This is a genomic window from Flagellimonas sp. ABD4_174, assembly GCF_056160185.1.
On the sequence record NZ_JBSWWP010000001.1, the window covers coordinates 1,828,199 to 1,842,203 of the forward strand.

The 14,005-nt window shown below is 41.1% G+C and carries 14 protein-coding genes; 13 read left to right on the forward strand and 1 reads right to left on the reverse strand.

What is annotated here, in order from left to right; all coding sequences use genetic code 11:
- Nucleotides 1–43 precede the first annotated feature (43 nt).
- The 13 genes from ACXAFK_RS07995 (at nucleotide 44) to ACXAFK_RS08055 (ending at nucleotide 12,622) form a co-directional block, all read left to right on the forward strand.
- A complete protein-coding gene (locus tag ACXAFK_RS07995; protein WP_252079935.1) occupies nucleotides 44–577 on the forward strand; it encodes a DUF6913 domain-containing protein in 534 nt (177 codons plus the stop codon).
- Nucleotides 578–581: 4 nt separating this feature from the next.
- Complete coding sequence (dapA, locus tag ACXAFK_RS08000; RefSeq protein WP_224836695.1) at nucleotides 582–1,472, forward strand: 4-hydroxy-tetrahydrodipicolinate synthase; 891 nt, start codon at nucleotides 582–584, stop codon at nucleotides 1,470–1,472.
- Between the two features lie 107 nt (nucleotides 1,473–1,579).
- Nucleotides 1,580–2,416: an outer membrane protein assembly factor BamD gene (locus ACXAFK_RS08005; RefSeq protein WP_420485535.1), complete on the forward strand. Its 837-nt coding sequence runs from the start codon at nucleotides 1,580–1,582 to the stop codon at nucleotides 2,414–2,416.
- A 24-nt stretch (nucleotides 2,417–2,440) separates the two neighbouring features.
- Entirely contained in the window at nucleotides 2,441–2,767 is a 327-nt protein-coding gene (locus ACXAFK_RS08010) for a DNA-directed RNA polymerase subunit omega (RefSeq protein ID WP_224836697.1), read from the forward strand.
- Between the two features lie 3 nt (nucleotides 2,768–2,770).
- A complete protein-coding gene (coaBC, locus tag ACXAFK_RS08015; protein WP_474957381.1) occupies nucleotides 2,771–3,976 on the forward strand; it encodes a bifunctional phosphopantothenoylcysteine decarboxylase/phosphopantothenate--cysteine ligase CoaBC in 1,206 nt (401 codons plus the stop codon).
- The gene (gene porD, locus ACXAFK_RS08020; RefSeq protein WP_474957382.1) at nucleotides 3,969–4,859 is read left to right on the forward strand and encodes a type IX secretion system protein PorD; all 891 of its coding nucleotides are present in this window, start codon (nucleotides 3,969–3,971) and stop codon (nucleotides 4,857–4,859) included. The genes coaBC and porD overlap by 8 nt, the downstream gene beginning before the upstream one ends.
- A 46-nt stretch (nucleotides 4,860–4,905) precedes the next feature.
- Nucleotides 4,906–6,558, forward strand: coding sequence for a DNA repair protein RecN (gene recN, locus ACXAFK_RS08025; RefSeq protein ID WP_474957383.1), 1,653 nt, complete (start codon nucleotides 4,906–4,908; stop codon nucleotides 6,556–6,558).
- A 202-nt stretch (nucleotides 6,559–6,760) separates the two neighbouring features.
- A complete protein-coding gene (locus ACXAFK_RS08030; RefSeq protein ID WP_252079930.1) occupies nucleotides 6,761–7,573 on the forward strand; it encodes an enoyl-ACP reductase FabI in 813 nt (270 codons plus the stop codon).
- Between the two features lie 117 nt (nucleotides 7,574–7,690).
- Nucleotides 7,691–8,698: a glycosyltransferase family 2 protein gene (locus ACXAFK_RS08035; RefSeq protein WP_474957384.1), complete on the forward strand. Its 1,008-nt coding sequence runs from the start codon at nucleotides 7,691–7,693 to the stop codon at nucleotides 8,696–8,698.
- 149 nt (nucleotides 8,699–8,847) lie between these two features.
- The gene (locus ACXAFK_RS08040) at nucleotides 8,848–9,657 is read left to right on the forward strand and encodes a CdaR family protein (RefSeq protein ID WP_338195531.1); all 810 of its coding nucleotides are present in this window, start codon (nucleotides 8,848–8,850) and stop codon (nucleotides 9,655–9,657) included.
- A complete protein-coding gene (gene coaE, locus ACXAFK_RS08045) occupies nucleotides 9,654–10,247 on the forward strand; it encodes a dephospho-CoA kinase (protein WP_474957385.1) in 594 nt (197 codons plus the stop codon). Before ACXAFK_RS08040 ends, coaE begins: the two co-directional genes overlap by 4 nt.
- A gap of 64 nt (nucleotides 10,248–10,311) precedes the next feature.
- A complete protein-coding gene (locus ACXAFK_RS08050; protein ID WP_224836705.1) occupies nucleotides 10,312–11,895 on the forward strand; it encodes a sensor histidine kinase in 1,584 nt (527 codons plus the stop codon).
- Between the two features lie 10 nt (nucleotides 11,896–11,905).
- Entirely contained in the window at nucleotides 11,906–12,622 is a 717-nt protein-coding gene (locus tag ACXAFK_RS08055) for a response regulator transcription factor (protein ID WP_224836706.1), read from the forward strand.
- 46 nt (nucleotides 12,623–12,668) lie between these two features.
- Here ACXAFK_RS08055 and ACXAFK_RS08060 read toward each other — a convergent pair whose 3' ends face one another.
- Nucleotides 12,669–14,003: a GntP family permease gene (locus tag ACXAFK_RS08060; RefSeq protein ID WP_474957386.1), complete on the reverse strand. Its 1,335-nt coding sequence runs from the start codon at nucleotides 14,001–14,003 to the stop codon at nucleotides 12,669–12,671.
- Nucleotides 14,004–14,005 lie beyond the last annotated feature (2 nt).

Genomic DNA, 14,005 nt, shown 5'->3' on the forward strand with positions numbered 1-14,005 from the left:
TCGTCTTGGTATAATATTTACCTTTGTAAAAATCATCAAAAATATGTTTTTGAAAGGACTCCAAGACAAATTTAAAGTTAAATCCGGGCTAAAATATTTAAAGGAGGAAATGGAAAAACCTCCTAAGTCCGTGACCAGGGAGAAGGGAGTTGCCAGCATTGGCTGTATAGTGGATGTGGACAGTTTCTCCAAAGCGGAGGTCTTTTATGAACTGATCGAAGAGTTTTCGTTAAGGCCCAATGCCATTAAGATCATCGGCTATAAAAGTGAGTACGATAAAAACTCGCCCTACGCCATTCAAATGTTTTCGGACAAAGATCTTGGCTGGAAAGGGCAAATAGAAAATGGCTATGTTCTTGAGTTTTTGGGACGGGAGTACGATATCCTTATCAATTATTACGAAAGAGATAGTTTAATGATGAAGCTGTTGTCCGTTAAAACACCTGCCCGGCTAAAGGTCGGTCTCGCTGCCCAAGACCCCAAGGTCAACGATTTGATTTTAAATACACCCTTGAACGATTTTGAATTGTTCAAGAGCGAATTAAAAAAGTATTTAAAGGTCTTAAAAGAAATTTAATAAAATGGAGCAGTTTGTTGGAACAGGTGTGGCCTTGGTCACTCCTTTCAAAGATGATTTTTCGGTGGATGCAAATGCACTGGCAAAAATTGTTGAATACAATATTCAGGGCGGCACGGATTATTTGGTGGTATTGGGCACAACGGCCGAAACGGCCACACTTTCCCCGGCCGATAAACAATTGGTGGTCGATGTTGTAGTACGTACCAACGCGGGTAGACTGCCTTTGGTTTTGGGTGTTGGCGGGAACAATACGATGGCCGTGGTCAAAGATCTGCAAATGTTAGATCTTTCCGATTTTGATGCGATCTTATCTGTTTCGCCCTATTACAACAAACCAACACAGGAAGGGATTTATCAACACTTTAAAAAGATTGCCAGCACATCGCCCGTTCCAATAATCCTCTATAATGTACCCTCGAGGACAGGAAGCAACATGTTGCCCGAGACAACGTTGAGATTGGCACAGGATTTTCCCAACATTGTGGCCATAAAAGAAGCATGCGGGGAAATGGCTCAGATAGATAAGATCATTCAACAAAAACCAGAGGGATTTTTGGTGATTTCCGGAGACGATTCCACGGCTTTACCTACCGTTCTGGCAGGTGGGTCCGGTGTGATTTCCGTTTTGGGCCAAGGTTTGCCCTCCCTTTTTTCTGAAATGATACAATTGGGTTTGGATGGTAGTGCCAAGAAAGCATTCCAAATCCATCATACATTATCTCCGTTGATGGGTCAGATTTTTGAAGAAGGAAACCCGGCAGGAATCAAAAGTATCTTTGAGCATAAGGGAATCTGCACAGCCGCTGTTAGGTTGCCATTGGTCGAAGCCTCCCAAAACCTTAAGGAGAAAATCAACAATTCATTGAAAAAACTGGACAAGGCCGCTGTTTAAAAATAGTTAAATGTTGCACAAATTGTTGTGTGTTGGCCAATGTACCCTTTACATTTGAGAGGTAAAATTCATTTTTTATATCCATTCAATATCACTAATTTTGCAAAATGTTTTTGAAAATGAGGTCAATACTTCTCTTCTGTTTAGTAGCAGTTTTTCTCGTATCCTGCAGCGAGTACCAAAAGGTACTTAAGGAAACCGATGTAAAGGCCAAGTACGATATGGCCGAAAAACTTTATAACGAAGGTGATTATAAAAGAGCGGTGCGTCTGTTCGAACAGATAGCGCCAAAGTATGTGGGCAAACCACAGGGGGAGAGGGTTATGTTTTTCTTTGCGGATTCTTATTTCAAGAACAAGGATTATTATTTGGCCGGATACCAGTTCGAACGTTTTGTAAAGTCGTATCCACGTAGCGATAAAATCCAAGAAGCCAGTTTCTTGGGCGCAAAAAGCTATTATATGCTTTCCCCGAGGTATTCGCTGGATCAGTCGGAAACAGATAAGGCATTGGCAAAACTCCAGACATTCATCAATAATTATTCGGAATCGGAGTATTTTGAGGAAGCCAATACAATGGCCAAGGAGTTAACGGCGAAAAAAGAAAAGAAACAAATTGAGATTGCCAAGCAGTTCAATAAACTGGGAGAATTTAACTTGCCGGTTTTGGTTTCCGCCATCACGGCATTCGACAATTTTATCACAGATAATCCAGGTTCCATTTACAGGGAAGAAGCGCTATACTACAGGATAGAAGCTTCCACCCTGTTGGCATTGAACAGTACGGAGGATAAGAAAAAGGAGCGCTTGGAAGACGCGCTCAGTTCCTATAAAAATTTAATGCGTTATTTTCCAGAAACGCAGTTTAAGAAAGAAGCTGATAAGCTCGCGGAAACAGTTCGAGAAGAATTGAGCGCTTATCAAAATACCACATTGTCCAAATAAAAATTAGTTTTTAAACCACTGCACATGCAAGATTTGAAAAACACCAAGGCACCGGTTTCCACTGTTACTCTTAACAAAAACGAGTTCGACGCAAAGACCGAAAATGTTTATGAAGCCATTTCGATTGTGGCAAAAAGAGCGGTTCAGATCAACTCCGATATTAAAAAAGAGTTGTTGGAAAAGCTAGAGGAATTTGCCACGTACAGCGATAGCTTGGAAGAGGTATTCGAAAACAAGGAGCAAATAGAGGTTTCCAAGTTTTACGAGAAACTGCCAAAACCACATGCGCTTGCCGTACAAGAGTGGTTGGAAGATAAAATCTACCATAGAAACACAGAGAAAGACTCTTAAGTAATGCTGGGCGGTAAAAATATCCTTTTGGGAATTTCCGGGGGAATTGCCGCGTACAAAACCACATTTCTGGTAAGGTTACTGATCAAAGCTGGTGCACAGGTCAAAGTTGTTATGACCCAGAGCGCCAGCTCTTTTGTTTCTCCACTTACGCTTTCCACTCTTTCCAAAAATCCGGTCTTGCTCGATTTTATAAATGAGGAAGACGGGAGTCTGTCATGGAACAACCACGTGGAACTTGGCCTTTGGGCGGATATCATGATCATAGCCCCGGCCACGGCCAATACCCTTTCCAAAATGGCCAATGGAACCTGCGACAACCTGTTGTTGGCCACATATTTGTCAGCTAAATGTCCGGTGTATTTTGCACCGGCGATGGATTTGGATATGTACAAGCACCCTTCCACCGAGGCTTCTATAAAAAAACTGGAATCCTATGGAAACAGTTTGATTCCTGCCGAGTCTGGCGAACTTGCCAGTGGTTTGCATGGCGAAGGCCGAATGGCAGAACCTGAAAATATAATTTCTTTTGTTCAAAATGATTTAAGCAAAGGACTTCCTTTGTCTGGCAAGCAAGTATTGATTACCGCAGGACCAACACACGAGGCAATCGACCCTGTTCGCTTTTTGGGCAATCGTTCTACTGGCACCATGGGTTTTGAATTGGCCAAGAAAGCGGCCGACCTGGGGGCAAATGTAATTTTAGTGTCAGGTCCAACGCATTTGAACGTAAATCATAATAATATCCAATTGATTCGGGTGGCCTCTGCACAGAATATGTACGAAGCCTGTCATAAATATTATGCTGGTACGAACATAGCAATTTGTGCCGCAGCAGTTGCTGATTATCGTCCTAAGTCCATTGCTTCGGAAAAATTGAAGAAGAAGGACGACGATTTAAATATTGAATTGGAACGTACACCGGATATTCTAATGTCGCTTGGAGAGGCCAAGACCACCCAGTTCTTGGTAGGTTTTGCCTTGGAGACCCAAAATGAGCTTGAAAATGCCAAAAACAAACTCAAAAGAAAGAATTTGGACGGCATTGTGCTAAATTCATTAAAAGACGATGGCGCGGGATTTGGGGGGCACACGAATAAAATTACCTTTATAGATAAGAATTCGGGGATAAAAACGTTTGATTTGAAAACGAAGCCCGAAGTGGCTTCCGATATTTGGGAAGAAATCATCTCCAGAATCCATGCGTAACATACTTTTTGTCATTTTTCTTTTGTTTGCTGTCTTAAGGGCCTATACACAGGAACTCAATTGTCAGGTCACTGTAAACTCGGACCAAGTAGGGCAGACCAATCAGCAGATATTCAGGACACTGGAGCGTTCGCTCAACGATTTTGTGAATAAGACCAAATGGACGAATAGGGTGTACAGGGAAAACGAACGGGTCAATGCCCGTATGTTCATCACGGTTACCCAATACGAATCGGACCGTTTCGAGGCCAATATCCAAATACAGTCCACCAGACCGGTGTTCAATACATCTTACGAAAGCCCTGTTTTTAATTACAAGGACAATGCCTTTAATTTTCAATATCAGGAATTTCAGCCTTTGGTATACAACCCAAACTCATTCGATTCCAATTTGGTTGCGGTAATCTCGTATTATGTTTATGTTATGTTGGGTTTGGATGCCGATACCTTTTCTTTGGAAGGGGGCAACGATTTTTATCGTAGGGCGCAGAATATCGTAACTCAGGCACAAAGTTCCAGTTATAGTGGATGGAGTCAAGAAACCGGGGATAGGAGCCGTTTTGAACTTGTGGACAATCTTTTGAGCAATTCTTTCAGGGAATACCGAATTGCCATGTACAATTACCACAGAAAAGGACTCGATATTTTGGCGGACAATAACAGTACGGGAAAACAAATCATTATGGGGAGCCTTCGCCTGTTCGAAACATTGATCAGTAGAAGACCGAACGCATTTTTGATTCAAACTTTTTTCGATGCCAAATCCGAGGAAATCCAAAACATCTTTTCCGATGGCCCCAAGGTGGATGTTGTAAAACTTAAAGAAACCTTGAACAAGGTGGCCCCATTTTACTCTAGCACTTGGAATGAGATAAAATACTAGGGCAGTTCTATAAAGAGGATTATCTTTACGGATAAATTCTTCAATATTGTTAGCAAATCTTTCCATTCAAAATTATGCGCTCATCGATGATGTAAGTGTGTCATTTTTCGACGGTTTTACAACAATTACCGGGGAGACCGGAGCAGGAAAATCCATACTGTTGGGAGGTTTGTCCCTAGTCTTGGGAAAACGAGCCGACTTATCCTCTCTAAAAAACAAGGAGCAAAAATGTGTGATCGAAGCTGAATTCGATATATCCAAATACCAGCTTAAACCATTTTTTGAGGAAAATGACCTTGATTATGAGGAAACCACCATCCTGCGCAGGGAAATATTGCCCAGTGGCAAATCCAGGGCGTTTGTAAACGATTCCCCTGTTACCCTTGATGTAATGCGATCGTTGGGCGATCAATTGGTAGATGTACATTCCCAGCACCAGACCATGCGGCTTACCGATAACGATTTTCAGATGAAGGTGCTCGATGCCCTTGCAAACAATGCAGAATATCTTTCTAATTATGCAAAGGCATTGGATGAGCTGAAAAAGGTGTCGAAAGAACTCCAAAAATTAGTGGATTTCCAGTCCGAGGCGTATAAAGAGCAGGATTACAATACCTTTTTGTTGAAAGAGCTTGAGGATGCCAAGTTAAAGGAAGGTATGCAGGAAGAACTGGAGAAGGAATATGAGCAACTGAACAATGTGGAACAGATTATGGAGCAATTGTCCGCAGGGCATCAGTTGTTGAATGATGAGCAATTAGGGGTCGTGGGGCGCCTAACTGACCTAAAACGGGCATTCCAAGGCTTAGTGGATTTTGGAACTGACTATAAAACATTGTATGATAGAATTCAATCCGTTCTGATCGAGACCGATGATATTGCTTCGGAACTGGAACGATTAAAAGATGGAGTGGAGGCCGATCCGGAACGGTTGGAAGTGGTTAACGGTCAATTGCAACAATTATACGATCTTCAGAAAAAACACCATACCGATTCGGTAACGGATTTAATCGAAATTCGCGAGGAACTGGCCAAAAAGGTCGAAACCGTGGCCAATATCGAGGATAGTATAGGACAAAAACGAGAAGAGGTAGATATGCTCACGCAAAAAACTGATGCTTGGGCAAAAAAAATAAGTGAAGGCAGAAAAGCGGTTATTCCAAAATTGAACGAAAGGCTGCAAAAAAACCTGGCATCGCTCGGCATGCCGTCCGCTACATTTAAAATTGAGGTAAACTCTTCTAAATCATTTAAAACCAATGGAAAAGATGATTTGGTATTTTTGTTTTCAGCTAATAAGGGTTCCAATTATGGAGAGTTGAAAAAGGTAGCTTCGGGAGGGGAAATGTCCCGTATTATGTTGACGATAAAATCCATTTTGGCGGAATATGAGAGTTTGCCGACCATGATGTTCGATGAAATAGATACGGGCGTCTCAGGTGAAATATCCAACCGTATGGGGGAAATTATGCAACAAATGAGTAGTACCATGCAGGTGTTCTCTATTACGCACTTGCCGCAGGTAGCATCTAAAGGAAGCTATCAATTTAAAGTTTACAAACAAGAAAGCTCGGAAGGTACAAGTACGCACATTAAACAATTGAGCAAGGATGAGCGTATCCAGGAATTGGCAGAGATGTTGGGTGGCAAGTCCTTATCCGAATCCGCCTTGGCACACGCCAGGGAGCTGCTGCAGTAAAACCATGGGATTTATAGAAATTTCACTATCAAAATTGTTGATCACTACCTTGTATTTAGCTCAGTGCCTTATTAAAAAAAAGCATCTGAAGATGTTATATGCACAAACAAGTTGAGTAGGACAGGAATCTAAATACTTGTGCAGGATTAACATTCAATTAGTTTAAATATCTTTGTCGAACAATTAACAATCGCAAAAAATTATGGCATACAATCTTTTAAAAGGTAAAAAAGGAATCATTTTTGGGGCTTTGGATTCGAATTCCATTGCTTGGAAAACCGCAGAACGCGTTCATGAAGAAGGAGGTGAGTTTGTTTTGACCAATGCACCCATTGCCATGCGAATGGGGCAAATAAACGAATTGGCAGAAAAGACCAACTCTCAGATTGTTCCTGCAGATGCCACCAACGAGGAAGATTTGAAAAATCTCGTTGAGCAGTCCATGGAAATTTTGGGCGGAAAACTGGATTTTGTGCTACATTCCATCGGAATGTCCGTAAACGTTCGAAAAGGAAGACATTACACGGACGAGAACTATAGCTTTACCGAAAAGGGTTGGGATGTGTCCGCATTGTCTTTTCACAAAGTAATGCAATCGCTATACAAAGCTGAGGCCATGAACGAGTGGGGAAGTATTGTTGCCTTGACCTATATGGCGGCTCAAAGAACATTTCCGGACTATAACGATATGGCCGATAACAAGGCGTACTTGGAGTCGGTTGCAAGAAGTTTTGGATACTTTTTTGGAAAAGAACATAAAGTAAGGGTGAATACCATTTCGCAATCACCGACACCCACTACGGCAGGACAAGGGGTTAAAGGCTTTGATGGATTTATCAACTATGCGGAGAAAATGTCACCCTTGGGCAACGCATCAGCAGACGATTGTGCAAATTATACGGTATCTCTTTTCTCTGATCTTACCAAAAAGGTTACCATGCAGAACCTATTCCATGATGGTGGATTCTCCAATACAGGTGTAAGCCAAGAGGTGATCGATGAATTTTCAAAGTAAGAATACATTCCAATAAATCAAGATCAATTCGAGCGTAGCCCAAATATTTGTCAAACCAGGCAATGAAATTTTGGATTACGCTCGTACTGATGTTTCGCCACAGAACCTCGCTTTTTGATGAACACATTTTTTTCCATAATAGTTCCGGTTTACAATAGGCCCGAAGAGGTTCGTGAGCTATTGGAAAGCTTGCAATCGCAGAAATATGCCGAGGATTTTGAAGTGGTTATTGTGGAGGACGGATCTGCCGATAGTTCTGAGCAAATTGTAAACTCTTTTCGGGAAAACCTTCAGATTTCCTACTATTTCAAAGAAAATTCCGGGCCTGGCGACTCCAGAAACTACGGAATGGAACGGGCAAAAGGGAATTACTTTATAGTTTTGGATTCGGATTGTATTCTCCCAAAACAATATTTGTCCGAGGTCGATAAAGAACTTAAAAAAGAGTTTGTCCATTGTTTTGGCGGTCCTGATGCCGCCGACACTTCTTTTACTACAATTCAGAAGGCCATCAATTATGTAATGACCTCTTTTTTGACCACAGGAGGTATTCGCGGGGGGAAAAAAGCAGTAGGCAAATTTCAGCCCCGTAGCTTTAACATGGGCATTTCCCGAGAGGCTTTCGAAAAGGCCGGAGGGTTTGGCAGGATTCATCCCGGAGAAGACCCTGACCTTACTTTTCGAATCTGGAAAGCAGGTTTCGATACAAGGTTGTTTCCAGATGCCTACGTCTACCACAAGAGGCGTATCGATTGGAACAAATTTTATATTCAGGTGAATAAATTTGGCAGTGTACGCCCCATTTTGAATAAATGGCACCCCGGAACGGCGAAACCGACCTATTGGTTCCCTACTTTGTTCATATTGGGACTGAGTGTTGCGATCATTCTTTCAATCTATGGACTTTGGTTGCCATTATTGCTCTATGTATTCTATTTTTCGATCATGTTTTTGGATGCAGTGATCAAAAGTAAAAACCTAATTGTGTCATTTTTGGCCATATTTGCTGCTTTAATTCAGTTTACCGGATATGGAATTGGTTTTTTCAAGTCCACAATGTTGCTTAACTTTAGTAGTAAGGAACCAGAGGAACTGTTTCCAAAATTGTTTTTCAAGAAAAAGTAAAAGTGTTCAAAAGGGTATTGCATGGCCTCAATAAAAAGAAAGTGAAGGTGTTTTCGCTTTTCTTGTTATGCTCATTTTTGGCATGGTTTATCAGTAATCTTTCCGAAACCTATGAGTCCCGGACAATTTTTACATTAAATTATCGCAATTTGCCAGATTCATTATTGTTGGGTAAGAATGCCGAAAATCAAATAGAAGCAAAACTACGGACCAGTGGATTCCAGTTTTTATACTATAAAATTTTTAAACGACGAATAGATGTGGACCTGTCCCAAGTAATTTATAGCAATGGCGGTTATGTTATAGGCGAAGATGCCCTCAAAAAGCAAATGGATCAGCAATTGTCCCAAAATATTTCTCTGTTGGAATTGGACAGGGACCCGTTGGAAGTAGATCTGTACCAAGTGAATTCCAGAAAAATACCAATACAGCCTAAATTGGACCTTAAGCTTAAACAGAATTATATTTTGGACGGTAAAATCTCAATGTCTCCCGATTCTGTGGTGGTCAAGGGGCCTAAAAATGAAATCGATACCATTCAAACCATAAAAACAGCTATTGTTCAGCTTAGTGATGTAAGCGCGGATTTTTCGAGAACTGTATCCCTGACTTTTCCAAAAGGTCTTGACAATAGTATTTTTTCGATCTCCACCGCTACAATGAGTGGCAAGGTGTCCAAGTTTTCTGAAAAAATATTCGAGGTTCCGATCAATGTCGTTAACGTGCCGGAAGGCTATCAGATTAAAACCTTCCCGAATACCGTCACCATACTTTGTAAGGCCACTATAGATAGATTGAAGGAAATCGCCGCATCTGACTTCGAAGTTGTGGCCGATTACGAACAACTGGCAGGTTCCGGCAGTAGCACCTTGTTTCTGGATGTGGTACAGAGCCCTCTAAAAGTATATGACATTAAATTGGAAGATAACAGTGTAAACTTTGTTTTGGAACAACAATGATGATAGTTGGACTTACAGGGGGTATAGGCAGCGGTAAGAGCACAGTGGCCAAAATGTTCAAGGAGCTTGGAGTGCCCGTGTACGATTCGGATAAAGAAGCCAAAAAGTTGATGGTGGACTCCAAAGAAGTAAGATTCAAAATTGAGCAGTTGTTGGGTAACAATGCCTATGCTAATGGCGGTTTAAACAGACAATATATTGCCGGTAAGGTGTTTAAAAGTCCGGAACTACTTCAAAAATTGAACAATATTGTGCATCCGGCAGTTAGAACCCACTTTTTGGAATGGGCCAAAACGCAAGAAAGTCCCTATGTAATCCAAGAAACCGCATTGATTTTTGAGAACGGGGCACAAGAAAAATATGACCGTACCATTTTGGTGACCGCTCCGGTCGAAAATCGAATTCAAAGGGTCATCGATAGGGACAATGGGGACAAGCAAGCGGTTTTGGACCGAATGGAAAATCAGCTGAACGATGAAAAAAAGCAAAGAATGGCCCATTATTCAATAGAGAACCTGGACTTGGAGAAAACCAAGGAAAAGGTTAAAGAACTACACCTCAAACTTTTAGCAATGGCCATTAAATTTTAACATTTATGTTAAGTTTTGGTTAAACGCTCAAATTACTAAATGTTAAATTTTTAATTTTACCCCAATGAACAAGAAGCTATTCGTTCTTCTGGTTGTTCTTATGAGCTTATCCCTTTTAGGGATAATTTTTGTGCAGGTATATTGGATTCGAACATCCATAAACGACAAGGAAGAACAATTCTCAAGAACAGTTACGGACATACTGGATAAAGTAGCGAGTAGGGTGGAGAAGCGGGAGATGAAGGAATACTCGGACCGTTTGGCTTCTCTTGCAGATAGTGTTGGTGAGCCAAAAAGTGCCCACTACAAAAATTTTATGTTTGTAGAAAGGGACCTTAATTCGGATGAAATCCTTTTCTACTCACATGGTATCCTGGAAGAAGATTACACAATAACCTCGGCGTTCTTTGATAATGGATTGGGTGGAAACGATTCCACTACATTTAAAAACTTTACCAGCCGAAGAACCAAAAGTGTTTTTAAGGAAGAATTTGGTATTGATGGTAAAAGCTATAGTTTAACTCCAATTGAGAAAGTAACCAATATCGGTAAACTCGACAAAATTGAGTTAGCTGCATGGGAAGATGTGTTTATGGAGTATTCCAAAACACAACCCATACACAAACGGGTTTCCAATCAAGAACTGGAACTTCTCCTTGGTCAAGAATTGAGCAATAGGAATATTGATATCGATTACGAATATGGTGTTTACAGTCAAGGCTATCCTACTAAAATAAGATCTAGAAAGTTTAAGTTCTCTGGCTCTAAAATGTACAAAGCCCCAATTTTCAAGGATAGTGAGGGAGTTTCCAATTTCTCATTGCTGTTAACCTTCCCGAGTATGAAGAAATACATATTCAGTTCGGTGATGGGAATGGCCGTATTGTCCTTTGTGTTCACGTTGGTAATTTTATTGGCGTATTCCAGTGCCATTTACCAGTTGATCAAACAAAAACGGATTTCGGAGATCAAATCCGATTTTATCAACAACATGACTCACGAGTTTAAAACGCCCATTGCCACCATAAATTTAGCGGTAGAGGCCATTAGGAACCCAAAATCCATTGAGGATAAGGAAAAGGTGTTACGATATTTGGGCATGATTCGTGATGAGAACAAGCGCATGCATGCGCAAGTAGAAAATGTGCTGAGAATATCCAAGTTGGAGAAAAACCAATTGGACATAAGTAAAGATAGGGTAAACATGCACGATATTATAACCGATGCCATCGCCCATATCGAGTTGATTGTGCAGGATAGAGGGGGGTATGTAAATGCCCATCTCGATGCAGAAAGATCGGAGGTTTTGGCCAACGATATGCACTTGACCAATGTGGTGGTCAATATTTTGGACAATGCCGTAAAATATTCACCGGAAACACCAAAGATTGATGTGTTTACCGAAGTGGCAAAGAACAGCATAATAATAAAAGTACAAGATCAAGGCTCGGGAATGAGCAAGGCAGTACTCAAAAAAGTATTTGAAAAATTTTACCGGGAACATACCGGCGATATACACAACGTTAAAGGTCACGGATTGGGATTGGCCTACGTAAAACGAATAATAGACGATCATCAAGGCGAGGTTTATGCCGAAAGTGAAAAAGGAAAAGGAAGCACTTTCTTTATAAAACTCCCTTTAATTTAAAAAGCGAACTATGGATACAGAGAAAAAGAAGATACTATTAGTGGAGGACGATCCAAATTTTGGAATTGTGCTAAAAGATTATTTGAACATGAACGACTTTGATGTTGTTCTGGCCAAAAACGGAATGGAAGGTTTTGAAAAATTCAAAAAGGACAATTTTGATGTTTGTATTTTGGACGTAATGATGCCTTATAAAGACGGATTTACCCTAGCACGGGAAATCCGTGAAAAGAACGAAAATGTTCCGATTATCTTTTTAACGGCAAAGACCATGAAAGAAGATGTATTGAAAGGATATAAAGCAGGTGCGGACGATTATTTGAACAAGCCTTTCGATTCTGAAGTACTGCTTATGAAGTTGAAGGCGATTCTGCAAAGAAAAGCTTCTAGTTCCTTGGCGGACAGTAAACAGTTCGAGTTCGAAATCGGAAACTTTCATTTAAACTCCAAACTACGTTTTCTAAAATATAAAGAAGAGGAGCCCATTAAACTATCACCAAAAGAAAATGAACTTTTACGTTTGTTGGCGCTTCATGAGAATGATCTAATGCCACGAGAATTGGCGCTAACAAAGATTTGGAGAGATGACAACTACTTTACATCCAGGAGTATGGATGTTTATATCGCCAAGTTGAGAAAATACCTTAAGAAAGACGATTTGGTCGAGATCTTGAATATTCACGGCGAAGGTTTTAGACTTGTGGTAAAAGCCGAAAACGAGCAATAAAAAAGGTTTTCATACTAAAAAAAAGCCACCTTTTATGGTGGCTTTTTTATGCTAAGGCATAAATTATAGTAACGGTCAGTACCCCAACAAAAGCCAATATAGTGGTCATTATGGTCCAAGAACGGAAGGTCTGCTTTTCCGTTATGCCCAAATACTGACCGACCAGCCAGAAACCACTATCGTTGACATGCGAAAATATACTGGCGCCGGATGCAATTGCAATAACCAAACAGGCCAGTTCAATAGAGTTTAAACTGCTATTGACCAATAAGGGGGAAACCAAGCCCGCCGCGGTAATCATGGCAACTGTGGACGAACCCTGAACAATACGAACTATAGCAGCACTAATAAAGGCAAAGGCCAAAACAGGAATTCCTGCATTACTCAAAGAGGAGGCTAAAAGTTCGCCTGCCCCTGTATCTGTCAACACTTGTTTAAAAACGCCTCCTGCACCCGTCAAAAGGATTATGGTTCCTGCTGGGGCCAGGGATTTGGTGGATATCTTTAATAGTTGGTCTTTGGTAAATCCTTTTTTTAGCCCAAAAAAGTACCAGGCCAATAAGTTCGCAATGATCAATGCAGAAAATGGATGGCCGACCAATGCGATAATATTCAATAAATTGGTGTTTAAAGCTCCAAAAGTTCCGGCAGAAGCCATTGTATTCAACAAAATCAGAACAATGGGCAGCCCTATAATTAGTAATACTTGAGTAATTGGGGGGAGTTTAGGGTGGTTTTCTTCTTCAATTTCTTCCGGTGCCGCAACAAATATCTTTTTCGAAATGTGTTTTCCGAACCATAGCCCGGCGATCAATGCTGTTGGAATTCCTGCGGCAAAGCCCATCAATATTACCCAGCCCAGATCTACTCCAATAATGTCGGCCACTGCTATTGGTCCTGGTGTTGGGGGTATAAAAGCGTGAGTAATAGCCAAACCTGCCAACAGGGGTATGGCATATAGGAGAAGTGATTTACCGGTCCTACGCTGTAGGGCATAGATCATGGGGACCAATATGATAAAAGCTACATCGAAAAAAACGGGAATAGCAATCAGAAAACCTGAAATTACCATAGCTGAAGGAGCTTTTTTTAATCCAAACTTGGCAACCATAAAATCGGCAATGGCCTTTGCACCGCCCGATGCTTCCAAAATTCCACCAAAAATAGCGCCCAAACCTACCACCGTTGCCACAAAACCCAAGGTCCCGCCCATCCCTTTCTGTACCGTTCCGATGATCTGGCCGGCATCCAGCCCGGTAATAAGGCCAATGGTAATACTACCGATCAATAAAGCAACGAACGCGTGAATGCGGAGCTTTAAAATCAGGAATAATAGAATGGCTATTCCAATAAGAACGGCCAACAGTAGATTAATTTCCATGG

Coding starts and splice junctions, on each gene's coding strand:
- ACXAFK_RS08050 (WP_224836705.1), top strand. CDS start 10,312: ATGAACAAGAAGCTATTCGTTCTTCTGGTTGTTCTTATGAGCTTATCC.
- ACXAFK_RS08060 (WP_474957386.1), bottom strand. CDS start 14,003: ATGGAAATTAATCTACTGTTGGCCGTTCTTATTGGAATAGCCATTCTA.
- coaBC (WP_474957381.1), top strand. CDS start 2,771: ATGCTGGGCGGTAAAAATATCCTTTTGGGAATTTCCGGGGGAATTGCC.
- dapA (WP_224836695.1), top strand. CDS start 582: ATGGAGCAGTTTGTTGGAACAGGTGTGGCCTTGGTCACTCCTTTCAAA.
- porD (WP_474957382.1), top strand. CDS start 3,969: ATGCGTAACATACTTTTTGTCATTTTTCTTTTGTTTGCTGTCTTAAGG.
- ACXAFK_RS08005 (WP_420485535.1), top strand. CDS start 1,580: ATGTTTTTGAAAATGAGGTCAATACTTCTCTTCTGTTTAGTAGCAGTT.
- ACXAFK_RS08055 (WP_224836706.1), top strand. CDS start 11,906: ATGGATACAGAGAAAAAGAAGATACTATTAGTGGAGGACGATCCAAAT.
- ACXAFK_RS08010 (WP_224836697.1), top strand. CDS start 2,441: ATGCAAGATTTGAAAAACACCAAGGCACCGGTTTCCACTGTTACTCTT.
- ACXAFK_RS08030 (WP_252079930.1), top strand. CDS start 6,761: ATGGCATACAATCTTTTAAAAGGTAAAAAAGGAATCATTTTTGGGGCT.
- ACXAFK_RS07995 (WP_252079935.1), top strand. CDS start 44: ATGTTTTTGAAAGGACTCCAAGACAAATTTAAAGTTAAATCCGGGCTA.
- coaE (WP_474957385.1), top strand. CDS start 9,654: ATGATGATAGTTGGACTTACAGGGGGTATAGGCAGCGGTAAGAGCACA.
- ACXAFK_RS08035 (WP_474957384.1), top strand. CDS start 7,691: ATGAACACATTTTTTTCCATAATAGTTCCGGTTTACAATAGGCCCGAA.